The organism is Curtobacterium sp. BH-2-1-1 (assembly GCF_001806325.1).
Taxonomy (GTDB): Bacteria; Actinomycetota; Actinomycetes; order Actinomycetales; family Microbacteriaceae; genus Curtobacterium.
The window spans coordinates 2,020,822-2,044,723 of record NZ_CP017580.1 but is presented as its reverse complement, the minus strand read 5'-3'; the positions used below and the strand labels follow the sequence as shown (position 1 = coordinate 2,044,723).

Here is a 23,902-nt window from a genome sequence, read left to right as displayed (position 1 = left end):
GGTCGCACAACGTGCCGCACGACCTCGCCGCACGCACGACCTCGCCGACTGGCCCCCGGACGCAGGACGGCCCGGCACGCAGGACGCGTGCCGGGCCGTCAGCGCGGGAGGACTACTCCCACTCGATCGTCCCCGGCGGCTTCGACGTGACGTCGAGCACGACACGGTTCACGTCGGGCACCTCGTTCGTGATGCGGTTCGAGATCTTCGCGAGGGTGTCGTACGGCAGGCGCGTCCAGTCGGCGGTCATGGCGTCTTCCGACGAGACCGGACGGAGCACGATGGGGTGGCCGTACGTGCGACCGTCGCCCTGGACGCCCACGGAACGGACATCGGCGAGCAAGACGACCGGGCACTGCCAGATCTCCTCGTCGAGGCCGGCCGCGGTGAGCTCTTCGCGGGCGATCTTGTCGGCCGCGCGGAGGAGCTCGAGGCGGTCCTTCGTGACCTCGCCGACGATGCGGATGCCGAGCCCCGGGCCGGGGAACGGCTGGCGACCGACGACGACCTCGGGCAGACCGAGCTCGCGACCGACCGCGCGGACCTCGTCCTTGAACAGGGTGCGGAGCGGCTCGACGAGCTCGAACGTCATGTCGTCGGGGAGACCGCCGACGTTGTGGTGCGACTTGATGTTCGCCGTGCCCGAGCCACCGCCGGACTCGACGACGTCCGGGTAGAGCGTGCCCTGCACGAGGAACTCGACCTCGCCGGCGTCCGACCCCTCGGCCGACTCGGCGCGGGCCTCGAGCACGAGGGCCTCGGCCGCGGCCTCGAACGTGCGGATGAACTCGCGCCCGATGATCTTGCGCTTCTGCTCCGGGTCGCTCACGCCGGCGAGGGCGTCGAGGAACTGCTGCTCGGCGTCGATCGTGATGAGCCGCACACCGGTGGAGGCGACGTAGTCCTCTTCCACCTGCTTGCGCTCGTCGGCGCGGAGGAGCCCGTGGTCGACGAAGACGCACGTGAGCTGGTCGCCGACGGCCTTGTGCACGAGCGCCGCGGCGACGGCGGAGTCGACGCCACCGGAGAGCCCGGCGATGACCCGGGCGGAACCGACCTGTGCGCGGATGCGTTCGACCTGCTCCTCGATCACGTTCGCGGAGTTCCAGTCGCCGGGGAGCCCGGCGGCACGGTGCAGGAAGTTCTCGAGCACGGCCTGGCCGTACACCGAGTGCTTGACCTCGGGGTGCCACTGCACGCCGTAGAGCTTGCGCTCGTCGGAGGCGAACGCGGCGACGGGAGTCGAGGCGCTGGACGCGAGGACCTCGAAGCCCTCGGGTGCCTTCGCCACGGAGTCGCCGTGGGACATCCAGGTCACCTGGGACTCCGGCTGGTCGCCGAGAAGTGTGCTCGTGCCGGGCGAGAGCGTGACGTCGGTCGCGCCGTACTCGCGCAGCCCGGTGTTCGCCACCTCGCCACCGAGTGCGGTCGCCATAGCCTGGAAGCCGTAGCAGATGCCGAGCACGGGGACGCCGAGGTCGAGGATGTCGCCGTCGAGCGCGGGCGCACCGGTCTCGTACACGGACGACGGACCGCCGGACAGCACGATGGCCGCGGGGTCCTTCGCACGGACCTCGTCCGCCGTGATCGAGTGCGGGACGATCTCGCTGTAGACGTTCGCTTCACGGACCCGACGCGCGATGAGCTGCGCGTACTGGGCACCGAAGTCGACGACGAGGACGGGACGCTGTTCGGTCTCGCTCACCGAGCGGCCTCCTTCTCACGCTGCTGGGCAGCGGTCAGCTCGTGGTAGGTGTCCATGGCGATCTTCTGCATGCGGTGCTCGACCACGAACGACATGAACGGGATGATGCCCCCGAGGGCGATGAGCAGGAAGCGGATCGGCTTCCAGCGCATGATGCTCCACAGACGGAAGTCGGTGAAGAGGTAGAGCACGTACAGCCAGCCGTGGGCGATGAGGATGCCGATCGACAGGTTGAAGGTGCCGGGCTCCTTGCCCGCCGTGCCCTCCGGCACGAAGAACGCACCGCCGCCGAGCTGCATCTCGAGGTGCAGCGGCGTGTACTTGATGACCATCTCGACCACCAGGGCGAGCAGCAGCACGCCGGTTATGTACGCCGAGACGCGGTACCACTTCACCGCGCCCGGGATCTTCGGGATGTCGCGGGTACGGACGGTCAGAGCCATATCGGCCATCCTACCGTCGGTCGACGAGGGCACCGTCGACGCTGAGTGCGGCCTCACGCCGCTCTTCTTCCTCACGCTCCCAGGCGTCCTTCACGAACCGGTACCAGAGGAAGACGGCGAATCCGGCGAACACGACCCACTCGATCGCGTAGAACAGGTTGAGCCAGTCGAACTGGACCTCGCGCGAGGGCGCACGGTCGGCGATGGTGCCGAGGTCGGCCGCCTTCGCCGTGGTGCCGTCGGCGACGACGTACCCGAGGTACATCCGGTCGTCGAACGCCTTCCACGTGTTCACGAACCGGGCCGGCGCGACCGCCGAGTACTCGCCCTTGTCGTAGGTGTCCTGGTCGGGCGACTCGGCCGGGTAGTAGCGCCCCTCGACCGTGAGCCGCGTGCCGTCCGCCAGACGGGCACCACCGGCGACGGCGGCGGACCGCTGGTCGGACCACCCGATCACCACCGGGAGGCTCGCGCCGCTCGTGTCGTCCACCAGGTGTCCGACGGTCTGGTACGTCCCGCCACCGGTCCGGCCGGTCAGGACGGTGGTGTCACCGGCGACGAACGTCCCCGTGACCGTCACCTTCTGCCCGGCCATCTTCTCGGTCGCGGGCTGCATCGGCCCGGTCACGGCGTCGAGGCTCTTCCGGTTCTCGGTCGTCGCGGGGAGGGGGGTGCCGTTGGCGATGCTCCGCTCGAGCTGCCACTTGCCCAGCCCGGCGAACACCGCCGCGAGCACGAGCGCCAGCAACAGCAGCGCAATCCACCTCGGTCGTCGGGCTACGGCCCACATCTGTATCAGTACTCCGGATCGCGCTGGCGGACCGGGCGCTCGGGGCGCTCGGCGGGGGTCTCGACCGACGACGTCCGGGGCTCGGACACCGTCTCCGGAGACTCATTCTCCCGCTCTTGGCTGCCAGCGGCCTCCACCAGGGCGAACTCCTCGGCGAACTGGCGGTCGCGCTCCGCCCGACGAGCGGCAGCGGCGGCGTCCGACTCGGCCTCTGCCGCCTCGGCCGCGGCAGCCGCTGCGACCGCTCGACGGCCACCGAGACGCGTCCGCAGGCGTGCCAGACGGGCCGGGCGGATCACGAGCCGACCGATGCGGTCCGAGTTGACCGCGAGCAACGGCCCGAGGATCGCCATGACGAGGACGTACAGACCCGCGAAGGCGGTGATGCGGGCTTCGAGCCCGGCAGCGGCCGAGAGCGTCGCGAGGATCAGCGCGAACTCGCCGCGGTTCACCAGGATGACGGCGGTGTTGATCCCCTGCTGGACGGTGAAGCCGTTCATGCGCGCGACGAGCTGTCCCGCGATGGCGTTCAGCGCGACGGTCATGCCGATCGCACCGAGCACCGGCCAGAGCACCTCGCCGAAGGTCGACAGGTCGAGCCCGAGCCCGAAGTTCACGAAGAAGAACGCCGCGAACACGTCGCGCATCGGCAGGGCGAGCTGCTCGATGCGGTCGCGGTAGCGCGTGGCGCCGCAGAGCAGGCCGATCACGAACGCCCCGATCGCGTCCGTGACGCCGAGCAGGTCGCCGATGCCGCCGAACATGACCGCGAGGCCGAAGAACAGCACGGTGAACAGCTCGTCGTCACGGGTCGCGAAGATCCGGGACACCCACTTGCCGGCGAACCGGGCCAGCGTGAACATCACGATGAGGAACCCGAACGCGAGCGCGAGCTTGCCGACGACGCCCCACACGTTCGTGTCGCTGGAGAGGACCACCGAGACGATCGCGAGGTAGATCGCGATGAAGACGTCCTCGATCACGGTGACGCCGAGGATCATCGGGGTCTCGTCGTTCGCCAGGCGACGGAGCTCGATGAGGAGCTTCGTCACGATCGCGCTCGACGAGGTCGCCGTCATGCCGGCGATGATGAGGGCTTCGCGGGTGCCCCACCCGAGCGAGAACCCGAAGGCGAACCCGACGCCCATGTTGATGGCGACGTACGTGCCACCGGACACCAGGAGCTTGCCGGCGTTGCCGTAGAACTCTTCCTGGTCGAACTCCAACCCGAGGTTGAACAGCAGCAGGATGAGCCCGAACGTCGCGATCAGCTCGATCGTGTGCGACTCGACGTTCAGCCCGATCCACGGGGTGTGGGGACTCGCGATGAGCCCCACGACCATGTAGATCGGGATCGCGGGCAACCCGATCGTCTTGCCGAGTCGTCCGAGGACGTAGGCGATGATGAAGAGGATGCCGATGGTGAGGAGCTCACCACCCAGGTGCACGGGCTAGCTCCTCGGCGGGGCCTCGGCCGCAGCGGCCGCAAGCTCTCCGCTGCGGTAGAACGAGAACGCCTTCGCGACCTTCTCGGGTGCACCGGCGACGACGATGGTGTCGCCCGGGAACACGACGAAGTCGGACGACGGGGCCGGGTTGGCGCTGTCACCACGGACGACCGCCACGACGGTCAGGCCGATGAAGCCCGAGTCGTGCAGGTCGCCGAGGGGCTTGCCGGCGATGGCGTCGTCGTAGTCGACCGAGAACCAGTCGATGCTGAGGCCCGGGATCTCGTCGAGCTTGTCGAGGCCCTCGGTGATGCGCGTGCCGCCGAGGAGCTCGGCGAGCGTGTGCGCCTCGTCCTCACTGAGGCGCAGCGACACCTTCTCCGACTTGTCGGCGCCGTCCGAGACGTCGGCGAAGGAGATGAGGTCGGAGTGACCCGACCGGTGCGTGATGACACCGCACTTGCCACCGTCGTCGGTGTAGAAGCTGTGCAGCACGCCGACTCCGGGGAGTTTGACGCGATGGACGTCGACCATGATGGCTCCCTTTTCGAGTACCCCGATGATAACCACCGCGATGGTCCGTCCATTCCGTTCCGCTACAGTCCGGTGGACGGGGACGACAGGGGGAACGCTGTGGACGAGCAGGACAGGACCAACCGGCTGGTGGCCGGCACCGGGATCGCGGTGGTGGCACTCTACGCCGCGCTGCTCGCCGTCCAGGGACTCGTGCTCGATCCGCTCGCCGCGGTGCCGGGTGCGTCGCTCGGCAGCATCCACGCGCACCTCGAGCGCGAGGGGTTCTCGGTCGGCACCGACATCGCCGCCGTCGTCGGGATCGCCGTCGTCGGCGTCGCCCTGGCGATCGGCCTCGGCAGCTCCCTCGTCGTCACCCGCGCGCGACCGTACGTCACCGCCGCGGTCCTGCTCGGGGTGGTCGCGCTCGGCGGTCCGATGACCTGGTGGAGCGGCTTCTGGCTCGGCATGGACGTCGCCGACGCGTACGGCGTCGGCGGTGGAGCGCACACCGCCTGGGCCGGTGTCCTCCTCGTCACCAGCGCGATCGCGCTGGCCGCGGTCCCGTTCGTCCTCGTGATCGGCCAGGCGATCAGTGTTCGCCGGACCACGCACCGGTCGCGCGCTGCCTGACGGAGCCGACCCGCGCCTCCAGGCAGTCGAGAGCCGGGAGGCACGGGGCGCGTCCTACTCGGGCTCGCTCGTCTTCTCGCCGACCACCTGCTCGTCGGACGCCTTGGCACCCTCGGCGCCGCTCGACCGGCCACCGCCGACCACCACGTCGTCCTCGTCGAAGCCGAACGCGATGTCCGGCGCCTCGAGCCGGACGCGGTCCGCCGAGGCGTCATCGGGCTGCAGCTGCGACTCGCGTTCCGCGGCGACGCGCTTGAGGTAGTTCGAGACCTCGTTCTCGGTGGTCTCCTGGTCCCAGCCGAGCACGTCCGCCATGAGCTTCGCGGCGACGGGGGCCGCCGACTCACCGCGGTCCCACGCCTCGATCGAGATGCGGGTGCGGCGGGCGAGGACGTCCTCGAGGTGCAGGGCGCCCTCGTGCGAGGCCGCGTAGACGACCTCGGCGCCGATGTAGTCGTCGGCACCGGGGAGCGGCTCGGCGAGGGACGGGTCCTGCTTCACGAGCCGCAGCACCTCGGTCGCGAGCGTGCCGTAGCGGTTCAGCAGGTGCTCGATGCGGACCTTGTGCACGCCGAAGCTCCGCGCGGTGCGGCCGCGTCGGTTCCAGGCGGCGGGGTACCCCTCGGCACCGAGCAGTGGGATGTCCTCGGTGGTCGAGCCCGGGATCTTCCCGTCCATCGCCGCGACGGCCTCGTCGATGGCGTCCTTGCCCATCACGCGGTAGGTGGTCCACTTGCCGCCGGCGACGACCACGAGCCCGGGGACCGTGTGCGCGACGACGTGCTCGCGGCTGAGCTTCGACGTCTGGTCGGACTCCCCCGCGAGCAGCGGCCGGAGTCCGGCGTACACGCCCTCGACGTCCTCACGCGTGAGCGGGACCGCGAGGACCTTGTTCACGTGCTCGAGGATGTAGTCGATGTCCGCCGCGGTCGCCGCCGGGTGCGCCTTGTCGAGGTACCAGTCGGTGTCCGTCGTGCCGACCAGCCAGTGCCGGCCCCACGGGATCACGAAGAGCACGCTCTTCTCGGTGCGGAGGATCATGCCCGTGTTCGACTGGAAGCGGTCGCGCGGGATGACCAGGTGCACGCCCTTCGACGCCCGCACCTTGAACTGCCCGCGGGTGCCGACCATCGCCTGGGTGTCGTCCGTCCAGACACCCGTCGCGTTGACGACCTGCTTGGCCCGGATGTCGAACTTCTCGCCCGTCTGGATGTCGTGCGCGTGCGCGCCCACGACCCGCTCGCCGACCTTGATGAAGCCCTCGATGCGCACGCGGCTCGCGGCGGAGGCGCCGTACGACGCCGCCGTGCGCACGAGCGACGCGACGTACCGGGCGTCGTCGACCTGGGCGTCGTAGTACGTCATGCCGCCGACGAAGGCGTCCTTCTTGAGGCCGGGCATGTTCTTGAGGACCTGGCTCCGGCTGAGGTGCCGGTGGTGCGGGACCCCCGGCGGCCGACCACCGGACCAGCTGAAGACGTCGTACATCGCCATGCCGATGCCGATGTAGAAGCGTTCCCACACGCGGTGGTTGAGCGGGTAGAGAAAGCGGACGGGCTTCACGAGGTGCGGGGCGATGCGCTGCAGCAGGAGGCCGCGTTCGATCAGTGCCTCGCGGACGAGCGCGAAGTTGAGCTGCTCGAGGTAGCGGATGCCGCCGTGGACGAGCTTCGACGAGCGGCTCGAGGTCCCCGATCCCCAGTCGCGGGCCTCGACGATGCCGACGCTGAGGCCACGGGTGACGGCGTCGAGTGCGCTGCCGCCGCCGACGATGCCACCGCCGACGACCAGGACGTCGAGCTCCTTGGTCTTCAGGGTCTCGATGGCGGCCGCGCGTTCGTCGGGGCCGAGCTTCGCCGACGGGTCGAACCCCACCCCCGGGGCGGCGGTGTCGGGCCGGGCGGGCCGGGTCGCGCTGGACGTGCTCGTGCTGGTCTTCGCCATCGTCGCCTCCGTGTCACGGTGACGCCGGGCGTCACCCGCGCCGGAGTGCGGGTGCCACCGTCAGTTCCGGTGGTACGGCGCCACGACCACTTCTACTCGCTGGAACTCCTTGACGTCGGAGTATCCGGTCGTGGCCATTGATCGACGCAGGGCGCCGACGATGTTCGCGCGGCCGTCCCACGTCGGGGTGGGGCCGTTCAGGACGTTCTCGAGCGGGGCGATCGTGCCGACCTCGACCCGGCGGCCGCGCGGCAGCTCCGGGTGGTGCGCCTCGGCACCCCAGTGGAACCCACCGCCGGGGGCCTCGGTCGCGCGGGCCAGTGCGGTGCCGAGCATCACGGCGTCGGCGCCCATCGCGATGGCCTTGACGACGTCGCCGGCGGTGTCGAGCCCGCCGTCCGCGATGACGTGCACGTAGCGGCCGCCGGACTCGTCCATGTAGTCACGGCGAGCGCCGGCGATGTCCGCGACGGCCGTGGCCATCGGGGCGTGGATGCCGAGGGCGGCCCGCGTGGTCGATGCCGCGCCGCCACCGAAGCCGACGAGCACACCAGCGGCACCGGTGCGCATGAGGTGCAGGGCCGCCGTGTAGGTCGAGGCGCCGCCCACGATCACCGGGACGTCGAGCTCGTAGATGAACTTCTTGAGGTTGAGCGGCTCGGTGCTCTGCGAGACGTGCTCGGCCGAGACCGTCGTGCCGCGGATGACGAACAGGTCGACACCGGCGTCGACGACGGTCTGCGAGAACTCTTGCGTGCGCTGGGGGCTGAGCGACCCGGCGACCGGGACACCGGCGGCGCGGATCTCGGCCAGGCGCGCGGTGATCAGCTCGGCCTTGACCGGCTCGGAGTAGATCTCCTGCATGCGCTTCGTGACGTTGCCGTCGGTGAGCGCCTTGATCTCGTCGAAGTAGGGCGTCGGGTCCTCGTAGCGGGTCCAGAGGCCCTCGAGGTCGAGGACGCCGAGCATGCCGAGCCGGCCCATCTGGATGACCGTCGCGGGCGAGGCGACGGAGTCCATCGGGGCCGAGAGGATCGGCGACTCGAACGTGAACGCGTCGATCGACCACTGCACGCTCACGTCACGCGGGTCACGCGTGCGCCGCGAGGGGACCACCGCGATGTCGTCGAACGCGTACGCCCGACGTCCGCGCTTGCCAGCACCGATCTCGACTTCACTCACCCGGCAAGCCTAGCGGTCGTGTCCCCCGGGTGACACGGGCGCGACGGGCAGGGCGCGCGGCGGACGTCAGCGCGTCCGGCGTGCGCGGCGCCTGCGGAGCGTCCGCAGGACGAGCCCGAGCAGCAGCGCGAGCACCACCAGCACGCCGACCAGCGCCGCGGCGACCTTCACGAGCAGCGCCGCCCCGACGAAGAGCACGGCGAACACCAGCCACACGAGGGCGTCGAGCACGAGGGGGCCGGGAGTCCGCACGCGACCGACGATAGCGACCCGGCGGGGGCGGGTCGCGCCTCCTGGCCGACGACGCGCCGTCCCGATGACGCGCCGTCCCGGCGACGTGGGCCGCGTACCGGTCCGCATGAGGAGCGGGGCCGTGCGGCGCTGAGCGTCCACGCACGACCCCACTCGGTGCGGGTACCGCCCCCACAGCGGCACCCACGGTCGACACCGCTCGCTCAGCGCGCGGAGTCGACGTCCTTGGCGAGCGTCCCCAGGTACAGCTCGATGACCTTCGGGTCGTCGGCGAGCTCCTTCCCGGTGCCCGAGTACGCGTTCTTCCCCTGGTCGAGCACGTACCCACGATCGCAGATCTGCAGACAGCGTCGCGCGTTCTGCTCCACCATGACGATCGACACACCGGCCTTGTTGATCCGGCGTGTGCGGATGAACGTCTCGTCCTGGCGCACGGGCGACAGCCCCGCGGAGGGTTCGTCGAGCAGCAGCACCTTCGGGTCCATCATGAGCGCCCGGGCCATCGCGACCGACTGCCGCTCACCGCCGGACAGCGATCCGGCGCGCTGGCCCTTCCGCTGTCCGAGGACGGGGAACAGGTCGTAGATGACCTCGAGCCGCTCGGCGAACTTCCGGGGTCGCAGGTACAGGCCCATCTGCAGGTTCTCCTCGATCGAGAGCGAGGGGAAGACGTTGTTCGTCTGCGGGACGAAACCCACGCCGGCCTGCACGAGCTTGTTCGCCTTGAGGTTGGTGATGTCCTCGCCCTGCAGGGTGACGGAGCCCTCGCGGATGGACACGAGGCCGAACAGGGCCTTGAGGAGCGTCGACTTGCCGGCGCCGTTCGGCCCGATGATGCCGATGAGCTCGCCCGGGTAGCAGTCTAGGTCGCAGCCGTTCAGGATGTTCACCCCCGGCAGGTAGCCGGCGACGAGGTTCTTCGCGCTGAGCACGGGCTCGCGTTCCAGCGTGGCCGCCGGGGCGGCGGTCGCCGGCGACGGACTGGAGGCGCTGCTCGCGTTCGTGGGCTCGCTTGCGTCGGTCATCGGGTCGCCTCCTGCTCGTCTTCTTCCGCTACTTCCTCGGCGAGTTCCTCGTAGGTCTCCTCGTTGAGGAGCGAGTCGTCACCGAGGTCGGTGTCGTGGTGCGCACCGAGGTACGCGTCGATGACCGCACGGTCGTCCATCACCGTGTCGGCCGGGCCCTCGGCGACGACCTTGCCCTCGGCCATCACGACGACCCAGTCCGAGATGTGGCGGACCATGTGCATGTCGTGCTCGACGAAGAGCACGGTCATGCCGTCGTCGCGCAGGGACTGGATGTGCCCGAGCAGCGACTGGGTCAGCGCCGGGTTCACGCCGGCCATCGGCTCGTCGAGCATGATCATCGTCGGGTCGGACATGAGCGCCCGGGCCATCTCGAGGAGCTTGCGCTGCCCGCCGGACAGCGAGCCCGCGTAGTCGTCGGCCTTCGTGTCGAGCTTGAAGCGGGCGAGGAGGTCCTCGGCCTTCGCCGTGATCTCGCGCTCCCGCTTCCGCCAGAGCGCTGGGACGAGGCCGACGAAGAAGTTCTCGCCGGGCTGGTCGCGGGCGCCGAGGAGCATGTTCTGCATCACGGTGAGGCGGCTGAGCGCCTTCGTGAGCTGGAACGTGCGGACCATGCCCTTGTTCGCGATGTGGGTGGCGCTGGTCTTCTGCAGGGTGTTGCCGTCGAACCGGGTCGTCGCGCCGGGGCTCGGCTTGTCGAACCCGGTGAGCAGGTTGAAGAACGTCGTCTTGCCGGCGCCGTTCGGGCCGATGAGGGCGGTGATCGAGCCGCGCTGGACCTCGAGGTGGTCGACGTCGACCGCGGTCATGCCGCCGAAGCGACGGGTGACGTCGTCGACGACCAGGATCGGGTCGTTCTTGGGGTGGGCGTACGACTCAGACACTGAACGTCAACTCCTTCTTGTTGCCCAGGAGGCCCTGTGGACGGAACACGATGAGGAGCATGAGCGCGACGCCGACGAGCACGTAGGAGAACTGCTCGGCCTGCTGCGCGTTCATGATCGAGTTCGGGATGAAGTCACCGGCGAGGGTGCGGATCGCGAGTCGGACGACGAAGAAGAGCACGGCGCCGAGCACCGGTCCGAACACCGTCGCCGCACCGCCGAGGATGAGCGCCGTCCAGATGAAGAACGTCATCGAGCGACCCATCGCGTCCGGTTGCACCGAACTCGGCAGGACGTAGATGATCCCGGCCAGGGCCCCGAGCGCACCGCCGAACACGAGCGCCTGCATCTTGTACGAGTAGACGTTCTTGCCGAGGGAGCGGACGGCGTCCTCGTCCTCGCGGATGGCCTTCACGACACGGCCCCAGGGGCTGCGCATGAGCAGGAACAGCACGAGCGTGAACAGGGCGACGAGCCCCCACGCCGCGATCCGGATCCACCAGCCGTTGACGCCGTTGTTCGAGTACGTGAACCACAGGATCGTGGTGGTGCCGTCGGGGAGCGGGCTGAGGGCGTTGAACGGGTCGCGGTAGCTCGACCCGGTGATGCCGTTCGAGCCGCCGGTCGTCGTGGTGAGCAGGCTCGACCGTCCCACCATGCGGATGATCTCGGCGCCGGAGATCGTCACGATCGCCAGGTAGTCGCCGCGAAGCCGCAGGGTCGGGATGCCGAGGATGATCGCGAACACGATCGACACGAGCAACGCGACCAGGACGGCCATCACGAACGGCAACCCGTTGGTGATCGAGATCGCGAAGCCGTAGGCGCCGAGCAGCAGGAACGCCGCCTGGCCCATGTTGACCAGGCCGGTGAGTCCGAAGTGGACGTTGAGGCCGATCGCGGCGAGCGCGAACGCCGCCGTGGTCGGGGCGAGTGCTTCCTGGGTGAGGGAGGACAGCAGGTTGAGGATGTAGTCCATGGCGGCGCTCCTTAGCCGATCCGCTCGGCGCGGCCGAAGATGCCCTGCGGCCGGAACAGCAGGATGAGGATGAGGATCACGAGGGCGGTGGCGTACTTGAAGTCACCGGGCAGCACGAGGTTCGTGAGCTCCACGACGACGCCGATGATCATCGAGCCGACGAGTGCGCCGTAGGCGGTCCCGAGGCCACCGAGCGTGACCGAGGCGAACATGAGCAGCAGCAGCTGCAGGCCGGTCTGCCAGTTCACGCCGTTGAGCACGAGGCCGAGCATCACGCCGGAGAGCCCCGCGAGGCCGGCGGCGAGCGTCCACACGAACCGGATCACCCGGTCGACGTCGATGCCGGACGCGCTGGCCAGTGCCGGGTTGTCCGACACCGCACGGGTCGCGCGGCCGAAGCGCGTCTTCGCGAGGAACAGACCGGTCGCGACGAGGACGACGAGCGCGATGCCCATCGCCACGTACGACTGCACCGTGAGCGTGACCCCGGCGAAGCGGACCGTCTCGGGGTTGCCCTGCTGGATGCGGACGGTCGAGGCGCCGAAGAAGTACTGGAACGCGTACTGCGCGGCGATCGACAACCCGATCGTCACGATCATGAGCTGCGTCAGGCTGATGCGCTTGCGCCGCAACGGCCGCCAGATGCCGGCGTCCTGCAGGTACCCGGTCGCCGCGCACAGCAGCGTGACCACCACCCCCGTCAGCCAGATGTTCCACCCGAGCTGGTTCGCGAAGAGGTAGGCGAGCAACCCGCCGAGGGTGACCTGCTCACCGTGCGAGAAGCTCGACAGGCCGGTCGTGCCGTAGATGAGCGAGAGGCCCACCGACGCCAGCGCGATGAGGAGCCCGAGCCGGATGCCGGACGCGAACTGCTGCCAGGCGCGCTGGGGCGTGACGCTCGTGGCGTCGTCGTTCGTGACGACGCCCTGCTGGTCGGACAGCTGGAAGATCTGCCCGACGTTCGCGTTGAGGCTCGCCGACACGGTGCGCTTCGCGTCCGCCGCGTTCGTCAGGTACTGGCCCTTGGGCAACGTGTCCTGGTCTACGCTCACGGTGTAGCTGCCCGCCTCAGTCACGCTCACCGACCAGCGCCCGGCGTCGGACGTCGTCGCGGTCTGCGCGAAGCCACCCGGCCCGGCGACGTCGACGTCGACGCCCGGGACCGGTTCGCGGTCCGAGTCGGTGATCGTGCCCTGGATGCAGCCGTTCGTCGGGCTGACCGTGCACGGCTGGGTGCTGGCGGGTGCGGTGCTCGCGGACGACGATGCGCTCGCGGTCGGGGCCGAGGTGGCGCCGATCGCCGGCAGCGTCACCGCCCAGTCGATCAGGAAGGTCGCCAGGAACGCGAGCACGAGGACGGCCATGATGACCGGTCGCTTTCGTCCAGGGCGGAGGCGGAACCTGCGCAGCAGTGCAGGTCCCGGCGGAGTGATGGATCCCACGGAAGAGCCTCTCGTTCGGATGACGAGGACGCTAGGGGGATTGTGTGACACCCGTGTTTCCATCACGTTCCCTGTGTGATTCGTGCCGCAACTGTGACGTTGTGGAGGAAGGGCGGACGGAGGTCCTGGGACGGGGCCGCACCCCGCCTCCTGGCCGCCCACGGGTGTCCACGGGGCGGAATGCGGAAGAGCGCCTGCGCGTTACCATGGTCTATCCGGAACCCGCCGCAGCGTTCCCGGTGTCTCGACCACTTCACCTCGCCCACGAAGGGGACCCATGGACCAGCCGGATCCGTTCGGATTCATCGGACTCACGTACGACGACGTCATGCTCCTGCCGGGGTACACCGACGTCATCCCGAGCGAGGCGTCGACCGCGTCCCGGCTCACCAAGCGCATCACGGTCAACGTCCCGCTGCTCTCCGCGGCGATGGACACCGTGACCGAGGCCCGCATGGCGATCGCCATGGCCCGACAGGGCGGCATCGGGATCCTGCACCGCAACATGTCGATCGCCGACCAGGCGGCCGCGGTCGACAAGGTCAAGCGCAGCGAGTCGGGCATGATCACCAACCCGGTGACCACCAGCCCGGACGCCACCGTGGCCGAGGTCGACGCGCTCTGCGGACAGTTCCGCGTCTCCGGCCTGCCGGTGGTCGAGGGTGACGGCACCCTCGTCGGCATCATCACCAACCGCGACATGCGGTTCGTGGCGCCGTTCGAGCAGCAGACCACGCTCGTGCGCGACGTCATGACGAAGGCCCCGCTCATCACTGCCCCGGTCGGCATCGACCCGGACGACGCCGTCGCGATCTTCGCCGAGCACAAGATCGAGAAGCTCCCCCTCGTCGACGAGGACGGCAAGCTCCGCGGTCTCATCACCGTCAAGGACTTCGACAAGAGCGAGAAGTACCCGGACGCCACGAAGGACGACGCCGGGCGCCTGCGCGTCGGCGCCGCGATCGGCTTCTTCGGCGACGCCTGGGAGCGCGCGACCGCGCTGCGCGAGGCCGGCGTGGACGTCCTCGTCGTCGACACCGCCAACGGCCACAGCGCCGGCGTGCTCGACATGGTCCGTCGCCTCAAGGCCGACCCGGCGTTCGCCGCGGTGGACGTCATCGGCGGGCAGGCAGCCACGCGCGAGGGCGCCCAGGCGCTCATCGACGCGGGTGTCGACGCCGTGAAGGTCGGCGTCGGCCCGGGATCGATCTGCACGACGCGCGTCGTCGCGGGTGTCGGCGTCCCGCAGGTCACCGCCGTGTACGAGGCCTCCCTCGCCGCGCGTGAGGCCGGCGTGCCGGTCATCGCCGACGGCGGGCTGCAGTACTCGGGCGACATCGCGAAGGCCCTCGTGGCCGGCGCCGACACCGTGATGCTCGGCTCGCTCCTCGCCGGCACCGACGAGTCGCCCGGTGACCTGGTGTTCGTCAACGGCAAGCAGTTCAAGGCCTACCGCGGGATGGGCTCCCTCGGCGCCCTGCAGACCCGCGGCAAGAAGACCTCGTACTCGAAGGACCGCTACTTCCAGGCCGACGTCCCCTCGGACGACAAGCTCGTGCCGGAGGGCATCGAGGGCCAGGTCCCGTACCGCGGCTCGGTGGCGAACGTCGTCTACCAGCTCGTCGGCGGCCTGCGGCAGTCGATGTTCTACGTCGGCGGCCGGACCGTCCCGGAGCTCAAGGCCCGCGGCAAGTTCGTCCGGATCACCCCGGCCGGGCTCAAGGAGTCGCACCCGCACGACGTGCAGATGGTCGTCGAGGCGCCGAACTACAGCCGCTGACCCGACCAGCACCCTCGAACGCCCCTGCTCCCGGACGGAGCGGGGGCGTTCGTCGTCGGTCGGCAGTAGGGTCGCGGCATGGTCAGCGCCGTGTCCCACACCTCGATCGACTGCCGTGATGCCTACACGCTCTCCGAGTGGTGGAAGCAGGTCCTCGGCTACGTCGACGTCGCCGACGACCCGAACGCGCCCGGGCACGAGGAGTGCATGATCGTCGCTCCCGACGGGTCGCACCACGTGCTCTTCATCGAGGTGCCGGAAGCGAAGGCCGTGAAGAACCGCATCCACTTCGACCTGCGGCCGACCGACCGGACCCGCGACGAAGAGGTCGTGCGGCTGCGGGGCATCGGTGCGCTCGAACTGGCCGACCGACGCACGGCGAGCGGCGGCTGGGTGGTGTTCGCCGATCCCGAGGGGAACGAGTTCTGCGTCCTCCGGTCCCAGGCCGAGCTCGACGCCTGACTCCGGCCAGCCCCCACCCGGGCGGCCGGCGTCCCTGTCCGGACTGCGCGGGTCCGGTCGACCGCGCCCGGGCCATGGGCTCGAGACCCGCGGGTTTCCGCAGACCTCGCGTCACGGCTGGGTAACGAAACACTTTGCGTACCGCCCCGTCACGCGGCTGAAACACCGTGACCCTACGTTCTCTCACATCCCCAGCGGGACCTGAGGTTCCGCGCAGAGAAAGGGCTCCACGGATGATCAGAACCACCCGTGCCACCACGGCACTGGCAGTGGCAGGAGCGGCGGCGCTCCTCCTCGCCGCCTGTTCCACCACCAGCGGCGGCACCTCACCGTCCTCCTCCGCGTCGGGAGGCGCGAAGAAGGACCCCGCCGCGAGCTGCAAGGCCCCCGACACCCCGGGCACCGACGCGCTGAAGATCGGCACGATCCTCCCGCTCACCGGTTCGCTCGCCTACCTGAACCCGCCCGCGGAGTCCGGTGTGGGACTCGCGGTGCAGGACATCAACGCGGCCGGCGGTGTGCTCGACAAGGACGTCACCATCGACCCCGCCACCGACTCCGGTGACAGCAACGACATGACGGTGTCGAGCTCCGCGGCGACGAAGCTCGTGAACGCGAAGGTCCCGGTCGCGATCGGCGCCGAGTCCTCCAGCGTCACGCTCAACGTCATCGACCAGCTCACGAGCAACTGCATCGTGGAGATCTCCCCGCGAACACCGCGTCGGACCTGTCCGGCTACTCGTCGTACTACTACCGGACCGCTCCGCCGGACTCGGTGCAGGGTTCGGCGCTCGGCCAGCTCGTCACGGGTGACGGCAACGCCAAGGTCGCGTTCCTCGTCTTCAACGACACCTACGGCACCGGCCTCCGCAACACCGTGCAGAAGGCGATCGAGGACTCGGGCGGATCCGTCGTCTACGGCGGCAAGGGCAAGGGCCAGGAGTTCCCGCCCGGCCAGACGACCTTCTCCTCCGAGGTGACCGCGGCGCTCGCCACGAAGCCGGACGCCATCGTCGTCCTGGCCTTCGACGAGACGAAGTCGATCATCCCGGAGCTGAAGTCGCAGGACGCCGACATGTCGAAGATCTACATGTCCGACGGCAACACCGCCGACTACTCGAAGGACTTCGACAAGGGCACGCTCACCGGCGCGCAGGGCACCATCCCCGGTGCCTCACCGAAGGACGAGTTCAAGGCCCAGCTCTCCGCCTACTACAAGAAGTCGTCGGGCAAGGACCTCGCCGACTACTCGTACGCGGCCGAGTCGTACGACGCCACCGTCCTCGCCGCCCTGGCCGCGGTGAAGGGCAAGGGCACGGACTCCGGCACCATCCAGGCCAACATGGCCGCGGTGTCCGGTGCCGACGGCGGCACGGAGTGCTCGACGTTCAAGAACTGCGTCGCCCTGCTCGACAAGGGTGAGGACATCCACTACACGGGTCCGTCGGGCATCGGTCCGTTCGACGACAACAACGACCCGTCGAGCGCCTACATCGGCATCTACAAGTTCGACGGCGACAACAAGCCCGTCTACCAGAGCGCGATCCAGGGCTCGGTCAAGAAGTAGTCGGCAGCACCAGATCGACAGCGCCTCGCGGCCCGGCCGCGGGGCGCTGTCGCGTGCGGCGGCGGCGGCGGGCCGGCGGCGGCGGGCCGGCGGCGGCGGGCCGAGACTCGGCTGCGCGGACAGTTCCGTGGCGGACACGGCGCGAAACTGTCCGCCGGGCCGAGACTCGGGGCCTGACGGGCGGACAGGCAGGCGGACAGGACACGGGCCCTGGAGGCGCGGCTCGGCCCCGTCAGACCGGCTCGGCCGCGGTGGGCGCTACCGCCCGGCGCCGCGATGCCCGAGCGGCCAGGAACGAGTCGGCCGTCAGGATGACCAGGGCGAGCCAGACGATCCCGAAGCCGAACCACCGGGCACCCGACATGGGCTCGTGCTGCACGACCACCCCGACGAGCAGCTGCATCACCGGCGCGAGGTACTGCGTCAGCCCGAGCGTGGACAGGCTCACCCGACGGGCGGACGACGCGAACAGCAGCAGCGGCACGGCCGTCGCGGGCCCGGTCAGCACTGTCACGAGGACGTGCACCCAGCCCTCGCTCGTGAACGTCACCCCGCCGCCGAGGCCGGTCGCGCCGAGCACCACGAGGGCGACCACGGCGATCGGCAGCAGCCACACGGTCTCGATCGTCAGGCCGCTCAGGGCGTCCACCGTTCCACCGACCCGCTTCTTCACGAGCCCGTACAGGCCGAACGAGAACGCCAGCACGAGGGAGATCCACGGCATCTGTCCGTAGCCCACCGCGATCACGACGACGGCCACGATGCTGATGCCGACGGCGGTCCACTGCAGCGGACGCAGGCGTTCGCGGAGCACCACGACACCGAGCGCGATCGTCACGAGCGGGTTGATGAAGTACCCGAGCGCCGCCTCGACCGTGTGGCCCGTGGTCGTCGCCGCGACGTACACGGTCCAGTTCACCAGGATGAGCACGGCCGCGAGGCCCATCACGAGCATCACCCGACGCTGGGCCATCAGGGTGCGGGTCCGGAGCCAGGAGCGGGTGACGGCGATCGCGATCGCGCAGAACACCAGCCCGAAGACGATCCGCCAGGCGACGATCTCGAACGCGCCGGCGGGGGCCATCGCCGCGAAGAGCAGCGGCATGAGTCCCCACAGCCCGTACGCGATGATCGCCTGCACGACGCCGACGGATGCCTCGCTGCGGGCCGGGCGCGCCGGGGACGGTTCACTCACGGAACCATCCTAGGAACGGGCACCGACGGCGCGGGGCCGAGCCGCGCCTCCTGGACCCGCCGACCCGGCGCGGAACGCGAGAACGCCCCGCCCGGCCGGAGCCGAACGGGGCGTTCGCGATGTGTACTGGACTCAGTGCACGATGACCGCGAGGACATCGCGCGCCGAGAGGACGAGGAGGTCCTCGCCCGAGTACTTGACCTCGGTGCCGCCGTACTTCGAGTAGATGACCTTGTCACCCACGGCGACGTCCAGCGGGACGCGGTTGCCGTTGTCGTCGATACGACCCGGGCCCACGGCGACGACCTCGCCCTCCTGGGGCTTCTCCTTCGCGGTGTCCGGGATGACCAGACCGGAAGCGGTGGTCTGCTCCGCCTCGACCTGGCGGATGACGATGCGATCCTCGAGCGGCTTGATGCTGACGGCCACGGTGACCTCTTCTTTCTCGGTACTGACTCGGTACAGATGAAAACCGTGTTGGCACTACGCACAGGAGAGTGCCAACCGCCCCAACTCTAGGGCGTCGTTGGCACTCGGTCAATCCGAGTGCCAACGTCCGACCGGGCTCTCGGCGACCTGGGAGGATCGTCGGGTGGAAGCCGCCGATCTCGCCCAGTTGCTGACCCCCGAGGGGATGGCCCTGCTCGACCGTACCCCGGCCGTGTCCGACGGTGGTGAGATCGTCCGGGTCGTCTCACGACTGCGCTCCGAAGGACACGATCCGGGCCTCGTCGCGGCGGTCCTGACGCAGGCGAAGCTCCGGCAGAAGGCCCGTGGGAAGTTCGGGGACTTCGCCTCCCGCATGCTCTTCACCGAGGCCGGCCTCGAGCAGGCGACCCGGCTGCAGGTCGCCGCCCAGCACGCCGGACGCTTCGCCGCCGCGGGGCTCACCCGGGTCGCCGACCTCGGGTGCGGCATCGGCGGGGATGCGATGGCGATGGCGGCGCTCGACCTCGAGGTCACCGCGGTCGACCGTGACGAGGTCACCGCGGCCGTCGCGACGCACAACCTCTCGCTCTGGGACTCCGCCCGGGTGGAGCTCGGCGACGCCGCTTCGTTCGACCTGTCCCGCGTCGACGGGGTCTGGATGGACCCGGCGCGCCGGACCTCCGGCCACGCGAACACGAAGCGCCTCGCCGACCCGGACGACTGGTCCCCCTCGCTCGACACCGTGTTCGCTGCCGCCACGACCACCCCGACGGGCGTGAAGCTCGGGCCGGGCGTCGACCGCGACCTCATCCCGGACACGGCCGAGGCGCAGTGGACCTCCGTGGACCGCGAGGTCGTCGAGCTCGCCCTCTGGTTCGGCCCCCTCGCCCGCCCCGGTGTCCGCCGTGCCGCGACCGTCATCGGGGCGCACGGGATCGCTGAGCTCACGGGCGACGCCGACGCCGCGGACGTCGAGGTCGGCGCGCTCGGCGCGTACCTGTACGAGCCGGACGGGGCGGTCATCCGTGCGCGGCTCATCGGCGACCTCGCCCGGTCGCTCGACGGCCGGATGCTCTCCGACGGCATCGCGTACGTCACCTCGGACCGGGCCGTCACGACACCGTTCGCGCAGGGCTTCCGGGTGCTCGACACGATGCCGCTCGACGTGAAGCAGCTCGCCGCGCGGCTCGCGGCGGAGGACATCGGGACCGTCGAGATCAAGAAGCGCGGCGTCGACGTGGACCCGGCGCAGTTCCGGAAGCGGTTGCGGTTGCGCGGACGGGGGCGCGTCACGCTCGTGCTCACCCGCCTGGAGGGACGGCACACCGCGATCCTGTGCGAGCGGCTGGGGGACGTGGCCGGCTAGGCCGCGGGGCGGCGGCGCGGGCGCGCGGGCGCGCTCGCGCTCTGCACAACGAAAGTCACCCCGAACCGCGGCGATCCGTGGTTCGGGGTGACCCTCGTTGTGCGAGCGGGTCGCCGGGGTCCTGGTCAGCCGATGAAGGCGCCGGACCCGTAGTCGTCGTAGTTCGAGTACGAGCTCCCCATCGAGGCGAACGCGAACAGCCCGATGATCCAGAGGATCCACACACCGGTCATCACCCAGCCGGCGATGACACCGGTGAGCGCCAGAGCGCGCCCGCTCTCACCGGTCTGCTTGATGCGGCCGAGGGCGAGGTGGCCGAGGATCGCGCCGGCGGGACCCAGCAGGATCGCCATGAAGAACAGCGGGATGGCCCCGAGGCCGAACACGATGGACAGGATCGCCAGCGTGTTGGTCTTCGGACGCTGCGCGTAGGGCTGGTAGCCCGCGGCCGCGTAGGGGTTCTGCTGGCCCGGGGCGGCGTACGGGTGCTGCTGGCCGGGGGCCGCGTACGGGTTCTGCGGCGCGGCGTACGGGTTCTGCTGCTGCGGAGCGCCGTAGGGGTTCTGCGGCTGCTGCGCGGCGTACGGGTTCTGCGGCTGCTGCGGCGCCGCGTACGGGTTCTGCGGTGCGGCGTAGGGGTTCGAACCCTGCGGGGCGCCGTAGCCCGGGTGCGCCTGCTGTCCGGACTGCCCCCACGGGTCGTTCGGCGCTGCCGACGGTGCCTCGGGAGCGGACGCGCCGTACTGCTGCGGCTGCCCGGACTCGGGCTGGGCCGCACTCGACGGCACCGACGATGCGTTGCTGTCCGGCGTCTCGCCCGGCTTCGGCCACTGGTTCTGATCGGACACCGTCCACCCCTCTCGGCGCCACGGTCGTCGGCGCCTCATGTGAATCCTCCCACAGACACTCCCCTGCGGGCCGGACGCGAGCACGGCGCAGACCGGACGCGGAACGGCGTCGGCCCGCGAGCGTCAGACCTGGACGGTCGTCACCGGCAGCGTCGAGTCCGCCGCGATCCCGAGGTCGCTCGGCGCGTGCCCCTCGGCGACGAGCCGGGCGCCGATCGCCGCGATCATCGCCCCGTTGTCCGTGCAGAGGTCGAACGGCGGGATGCGGAGCTCGACACCGGCCGCAGCACAGCGCTCCTCGGCGACGGCCCGCAGCCGGGCGTTCGCCACGACGCCGCCTCCGAGCAGGAGCCGGTGCACGCCGGTGTCCTCGCACGCACGCAGCGCCTTCGTCAGGAGCACGTCGACCACGGCCTCGCGGAAGCTGGCGGCGACGTCGGCCACGGGGACCTCGCGCCCCTCGTCACGGCAGCGCTCGACCCACCGGGCGACGGCGGTCTTCAGTCCGGAGAAGGAGAAGTCGTAGCGGTGCGCGGCCATGTCCTTCGGCAGCGTCAAGCCGCGGGGGAAACGGATCGCGGTGGGGTCGCCGTCCGCCGCGGCCTTGTCGATCTGCGGGCCGCCGGGGTACGGCAGCCCCAGGAGCCGCGCGACCTTGTCGAACGCCTCGCCCGCGGCGTCGTCGATCGTCTCGCCGAGCAGTTTCACGTCGCCGACGAGGTCCTCCACGAGCAGCAGCGACGTGTGCCCGCCGGACACCAGGAGCGCCACCGTCGGCAGGTCGATCTCGGACCCGTCCGACCGGAGGACGTCGGCGCCGACGTGCCCGACCAGGTGGTTCACGCCGTACAACGGCTTGCCCGTCGCCACCGCGAGGGCCTTCGCAGCGCCGACCCCGACCATGAGCGCCCCGGCGAGGCCCGGCCCGGCGGTCACCGCCACGGCGTCGAGCTCGTCGAGGGTGACGCCGGCCTGTTCGAGCGCAGCAGTCAGCGTCGGGGTCATCGCCTCGAGGTGGGCCCGTGCGGCGACCTCGGGGACGACCCCGCCGTACCGCGCGTGCTCCTCCATGCTCGACGCGATGACGTTCGCGAGCAGGGTGTTGCCGCGCACGATCCCGACACCGGTCTCGTCGCAGCTCGTCTCGATGCCGAGCACGAGTGGTTCAGCCATCGAGGGCCTCCTGTCCGATGGGGCCGACGCCGGACGGGCCGACGCCGGACGGCCCGACGCTGGGAGCCGTCGCGAGCTCCGCCCGCATCACCCACGCGTCCACACCGTCGGGCTGGTAGTAGCGGGGGCGGACGGCGATCCGCTCGAACCCGAACGCCGTGTACATCGCCTGAGCCACGGGGTTGTCGGCGCGCACCTCGAGGAAGACCTCGTGCACGCCACGCCGCCGTGCCTCGTCGAGGAGCTCGGTGAAGAGCACCCGACCGAGGCCCTTCCCCCGCTGGTCCGCCGCGACTGCGATCGTCTGGATGTCCGCCACGGGGTTGCCCGCCAACGAGGAGAGCCCGGCGTACCCGACGATCGTCGGCGCCCCACCCTCGGTCGTCTCGACGACGACGTAGTACCCGTGCGGCGAGTACAGCTCGCCGGACATCTGCGACGCCGACCAGGCATCGGTCGGGAACGACGCGTGCTCCAGCCACATCACGTCGTCGAGGTCCTGCGGGTGGGCGCGCCGCAGGCGCAGCCCGTCGGGCAGCGTCACTGCTTCACCCGCTTGGGCGCACCCGGCATCGTGACGTCCGGATCGCGGAGGTAGAGGGGCGCGTCCTCGGCGAAGGGCGCGCCGGAGGTGAGCCGGTCTGCGGCGAGCGCGCCGAGCCTCCAGGACGGGATGGACAGGGCCGTCACGCGGTCCCAGCCCACGGCGTCGGGCCAGGAGGCGCGGATCGCCTCGTCGAGGTCCGCCGGCTTGGCGAGTCCGGGACCCGCGACGCGCGTGCCGGTCTGGTCGTAGGCGCTCCAGTAGACCTCGCGCCGACGCGCGTCCGTCAGGACGACGAACGGACCGGGTCCGTCCTGGTCGGCCGCGACCGCGTCGTGGCTGACCAGCGGGAGGACGGGGACGCCGCGTGCAGCGGCGAAGGTGCGGGCTGCGGCGATGCCGACGCGCAGGCCGGTGAACGGCCCCGGCCCCATGCCGGCGATGACGCCCGAGACATCGGCGGGGGTGATGCCGGCCTCGTCGAGGACCTCGGCGAGGAACGGGCCGATGACCTCGGCGTGGCGGCGGCTGTCCTCGGTGCTGCGGGTCGCGAGGGCCCGCCCACTGCCCAGGTCGACGACGGCGACCGAGGTTCCGGCGGAGGTGTCGATCGCGAGCAGCACGGTCCCATCGTAAGCGGCGGCGCGGTTGCTCGATGCCGATCGAGCGCCGCTCTGGTGGCGGTCCCGGTCAGTGCTCGTCGTCCCGGACGACCGCGCGCCGGACATCCTCGACGGCAGCGGCGACTCCTCGTTCGCGGACCGCCGGGTCCTCGTGCTCGGACTCGTGCACGAAGACGGTGGCACCGCGGCGCGCTCCGCAGAAGTCGATGACGCCGTGCTCGATCTGGGTCCGCAGCGCCTCGCGGTACCCGTGCCGGTCGTAGACACCGGCATCGTCCCCGGCGACGGGCACGAGGTGGACGGTGAGCCGACCGAGGTTCCGGCGCATGCCCGCGTCGCCGCCGACGTCGAACGCCCACCCGTTCACGAAGACACGGTCGATCCACCCCTTCAGCAGCGCCGGCAGCGACCACCACCAGACCGGGAACACCAGGACGAGGTCGGTGGCCCGGTCGATGCGCCGCTGTTCGGTGACGACGTCCGTCGGGGCGTCCTCGCCGGTCCGGTAGGTGTGGCGGTCGGCGAGGGTGAAGCGCGGGTCGAAGCCCTCGGCGGCGAGGTCGGCGATCTCCGCCGTCCCCTCGGGCAACGCGCCCCGCAGTCGTTGCGCGACGTGGTGGGTCAACGAGTCGGGGTCGGGGTGGGCGGTCACGATGAGCGTCGGCACACTGCATC

General features: G+C 70.5%; 24 protein-coding genes and 1 pseudogene. 6 read left to right on the top strand and 19 right to left on the bottom strand.

The features are described from left to right. Positions 1–112 precede the first annotated feature (112 nt). Genes guaA through BJK06_RS09715 form a run of 5 tightly spaced genes read right to left on the bottom strand, consistent with a single transcriptional unit; the run spans position 113 to position 4,920 of the window. A complete protein-coding gene (gene guaA, locus BJK06_RS09735) occupies positions 113–1,705 on the bottom strand; it encodes a glutamine-hydrolyzing GMP synthase (RefSeq protein WP_070417721.1) in 1,593 nt (530 codons plus the stop codon). Then, positions 1,702–2,148 (bottom strand): DUF3817 domain-containing protein, encoded by a 447-nt coding sequence (locus tag BJK06_RS09730; protein WP_070417720.1) that lies wholly within the window; start codon positions 2,146–2,148, stop codon positions 1,702–1,704. The genes guaA and BJK06_RS09730 overlap by 4 nt, the downstream gene beginning before the upstream one ends. A gap of 10 nt (positions 2,149–2,158) precedes the next feature. Further along, positions 2,159–2,896: an SURF1 family cytochrome oxidase biogenesis protein gene (locus BJK06_RS09725; protein WP_181015087.1), complete on the bottom strand. Its 738-nt coding sequence runs from the start codon at positions 2,894–2,896 to the stop codon at positions 2,159–2,161. 47 nt (positions 2,897–2,943) lie between these two features. Further along, positions 2,944–4,386 carry a cation:proton antiporter gene (locus tag BJK06_RS09720; protein WP_070417718.1) on the bottom strand — a complete coding sequence of 481 codons (1,443 nt, stop codon included), beginning with the start codon at positions 4,384–4,386 and terminating at the stop codon, positions 2,944–2,946. Positions 4,387–4,389: 3 nt separating this feature from the next. After that, positions 4,390–4,920: a cation:proton antiporter regulatory subunit gene (locus BJK06_RS09715; RefSeq protein ID WP_022906983.1), complete on the bottom strand. Its 531-nt coding sequence runs from the start codon at positions 4,918–4,920 to the stop codon at positions 4,390–4,392. Positions 4,921–5,019: 99 nt separating this feature from the next. Between BJK06_RS09715 and BJK06_RS09710 the strand changes: the two genes are divergently transcribed. Then, positions 5,020–5,532 (top strand): hypothetical protein, encoded by a 513-nt coding sequence (locus tag BJK06_RS09710; RefSeq protein ID WP_083295167.1) that lies wholly within the window; start codon positions 5,020–5,022, stop codon positions 5,530–5,532. Between the two features lie 54 nt (positions 5,533–5,586). Here the strand turns inward: BJK06_RS09710 and BJK06_RS09705 are convergent, their stop codons facing one another. From BJK06_RS09705 to BJK06_RS09680, 7 genes are all read right to left on the bottom strand, one after another. After that, positions 5,587–7,476 (bottom strand): glycerol-3-phosphate dehydrogenase/oxidase, encoded by a 1,890-nt coding sequence (locus tag BJK06_RS09705; protein WP_070417717.1) that lies wholly within the window; start codon positions 7,474–7,476, stop codon positions 5,587–5,589. A 60-nt stretch (positions 7,477–7,536) separates the two neighbouring features. Beyond that, entirely contained in the window at positions 7,537–8,658 is a 1,122-nt protein-coding gene (locus tag BJK06_RS09700; protein WP_070417716.1) for a GuaB3 family IMP dehydrogenase-related protein, read from the bottom strand. Positions 8,659–8,724: 66 nt separating this feature from the next. After that, on the bottom strand, positions 8,725–8,910 hold the full coding sequence (locus BJK06_RS18595) for a hypothetical protein (protein ID WP_139199221.1): 186 nt from the start codon (positions 8,908–8,910) through the stop codon (positions 8,725–8,727). A 203-nt stretch (positions 8,911–9,113) separates the two neighbouring features. Then, positions 9,114–9,935 (bottom strand): ABC transporter ATP-binding protein, encoded by an 822-nt coding sequence (locus BJK06_RS09695; protein WP_070417715.1) that lies wholly within the window; start codon positions 9,933–9,935, stop codon positions 9,114–9,116. Then, complete coding sequence (locus BJK06_RS09690) at positions 9,932–10,819, bottom strand: ABC transporter ATP-binding protein (protein ID WP_070417714.1); 888 nt, start codon at positions 10,817–10,819, stop codon at positions 9,932–9,934. Before BJK06_RS09690 ends, BJK06_RS09695 begins: the two co-directional genes overlap by 4 nt. Then, entirely contained in the window at positions 10,812–11,798 is a 987-nt protein-coding gene (locus BJK06_RS09685; RefSeq protein WP_070417713.1) for a branched-chain amino acid ABC transporter permease, read from the bottom strand. Before BJK06_RS09685 ends, BJK06_RS09690 begins: the two co-directional genes overlap by 8 nt. 11 nt (positions 11,799–11,809) lie before the next feature. Next, the gene (locus BJK06_RS09680; protein ID WP_070417712.1) at positions 11,810–13,162 is read right to left on the bottom strand and encodes a branched-chain amino acid ABC transporter permease; all 1,353 of its coding nucleotides are present in this window, start codon (positions 13,160–13,162) and stop codon (positions 11,810–11,812) included. A gap of 355 nt (positions 13,163–13,517) precedes the next feature. Between BJK06_RS09680 and guaB the strand changes: the two genes are divergently transcribed. The 4 genes and pseudogenes from guaB to BJK06_RS19120 all read left to right on the top strand — a co-directional run bounded on the left by guaB (position 13,518) and on the right by BJK06_RS19120 (position 17,049). Further along, on the top strand, positions 13,518–15,020 hold the full coding sequence (guaB, locus tag BJK06_RS09675; protein WP_070417711.1) for an IMP dehydrogenase: 1,503 nt from the start codon (positions 13,518–13,520) through the stop codon (positions 15,018–15,020). A 78-nt stretch (positions 15,021–15,098) separates the two neighbouring features. Further along, positions 15,099–15,482: a VOC family protein gene (locus BJK06_RS09670; protein WP_070417710.1), complete on the top strand. Its 384-nt coding sequence runs from the start codon at positions 15,099–15,101 to the stop codon at positions 15,480–15,482. Positions 15,483–15,715: 233 nt separating this feature from the next. Next, positions 15,716–16,129 (top strand): annotated as a pseudogene (locus BJK06_RS19125) (ABC transporter substrate-binding protein); the annotation flags it as partial. Between the two features lie 128 nt (positions 16,130–16,257). Continuing rightward, positions 16,258–17,049 carry an ABC transporter substrate-binding protein gene (locus tag BJK06_RS19120; RefSeq protein WP_308447475.1) on the top strand — a complete coding sequence of 264 codons (792 nt, stop codon included), beginning with the start codon at positions 16,258–16,260 and terminating at the stop codon, positions 17,047–17,049. Between the two features lie 232 nt (positions 17,050–17,281). On the opposite strand, the gene rarD is transcribed toward BJK06_RS19120, so the two are convergent. Next, positions 17,282–18,244: an EamA family transporter RarD gene (gene rarD, locus BJK06_RS09660; protein ID WP_070417709.1), complete on the bottom strand. Its 963-nt coding sequence runs from the start codon at positions 18,242–18,244 to the stop codon at positions 17,282–17,284. Positions 18,245–18,376: 132 nt separating this feature from the next. Continuing rightward, positions 18,377–18,673, bottom strand: a complete 297-nt coding sequence (gene groES, locus BJK06_RS09655) for a co-chaperone GroES (protein ID WP_017885484.1) — start codon at positions 18,671–18,673, stop codon at positions 18,377–18,379. A 163-nt stretch (positions 18,674–18,836) separates the two neighbouring features. On the opposite strand from groES, the gene BJK06_RS09650 reads away from it, so the two are divergent. After that, positions 18,837–20,039, top strand: a complete 1,203-nt coding sequence (locus tag BJK06_RS09650) for an SAM-dependent methyltransferase (protein WP_070417708.1) — start codon at positions 18,837–18,839, stop codon at positions 20,037–20,039. 125 nt (positions 20,040–20,164) lie between these two features. Here the strand turns inward: BJK06_RS09650 and BJK06_RS09645 are convergent, their stop codons facing one another. The 5 genes from BJK06_RS09645 to BJK06_RS09625 form a co-directional block, all read right to left on the bottom strand. Next, positions 20,165–20,887, bottom strand: coding sequence for a DUF4190 domain-containing protein (locus tag BJK06_RS09645; RefSeq protein ID WP_181015086.1), 723 nt, complete (start codon positions 20,885–20,887; stop codon positions 20,165–20,167). Positions 20,888–21,010: 123 nt separating this feature from the next. Next, the gene (gene tsaD, locus BJK06_RS09640; RefSeq protein WP_070417707.1) at positions 21,011–22,060 is read right to left on the bottom strand and encodes a tRNA (adenosine(37)-N6)-threonylcarbamoyltransferase complex transferase subunit TsaD; all 1,050 of its coding nucleotides are present in this window, start codon (positions 22,058–22,060) and stop codon (positions 21,011–21,013) included. Continuing rightward, positions 22,053–22,604 carry a ribosomal protein S18-alanine N-acetyltransferase gene (gene rimI, locus BJK06_RS09635; protein ID WP_070417706.1) on the bottom strand — a complete coding sequence of 184 codons (552 nt, stop codon included), beginning with the start codon at positions 22,602–22,604 and terminating at the stop codon, positions 22,053–22,055. Before rimI ends, tsaD begins: the two co-directional genes overlap by 8 nt. Continuing rightward, positions 22,601–23,227 carry a tRNA (adenosine(37)-N6)-threonylcarbamoyltransferase complex dimerization subunit type 1 TsaB gene (gene tsaB / locus BJK06_RS09630; RefSeq protein WP_070419356.1) on the bottom strand — a complete coding sequence of 209 codons (627 nt, stop codon included), beginning with the start codon at positions 23,225–23,227 and terminating at the stop codon, positions 22,601–22,603. The genes rimI and tsaB overlap by 4 nt, the downstream gene beginning before the upstream one ends. Positions 23,228–23,294: 67 nt before the next feature. Continuing rightward, a complete protein-coding gene (locus BJK06_RS09625) occupies positions 23,295–23,894 on the bottom strand; it encodes an NAD(P)H-dependent oxidoreductase (protein ID WP_070417705.1) in 600 nt (199 codons plus the stop codon). Positions 23,895–23,902: the final 8 nt, after the last annotated feature.